The 380-nt window shown below is 27.9% G+C and carries 1 protein-coding gene; it reads right to left on the bottom strand.

The genetic code is table 11. The features are described from left to right. Positions 1 to 186, bottom strand: a 186-nt coding sequence (locus tag KGF50_RS21970) for an arsenic resistance protein (protein ID WP_413926860.1), incomplete at its 3' end; no start/stop codon positions are given. Positions 187 to 380 lie beyond the last annotated feature (194 nt).

Raw genomic sequence — 380 nt, 5'->3', positions numbered from 1 at the left:
TGGATATATCATAAGCCATATAAGTATCGCAACTGGTATAGATACTTGAGCATATGTAAATTTATCTAAAGTCTTAGATATTTGTGGTAGATATACTCCGATTGCAACACCAATAATGATGCATAAAGCAACCCAAATTGTAAGATATTTCTCAAATACACTAAGTCCTCCCTTTTTATCACTCATATTTAAAGCAACTCCTTTATATGAACATATTCACTTATTTGAATATATGAACCAAAAAATTTTATTTTCTATTATTACTTTGAAGAACCTTCTCTTATAAGTCTTGCAAATTCATTTGGAAGTATTTTATTTTTCTCTATTTCAAGTGCCATTTTCTCAAAATCATAACATACTTCTATTATCTCAACTTCTAC

This window comes from Clostridioides sp. ZZV15-6598 (genome assembly GCF_020657705.1).
GTDB lineage: Bacteria > Bacillota > Clostridia > Peptostreptococcales > Peptostreptococcaceae > Clostridioides > Clostridioides difficile_F.
Note: the sequence above shows the minus strand (reverse complement) of the source record. Positions and strands in the feature narration are given on the sequence as shown.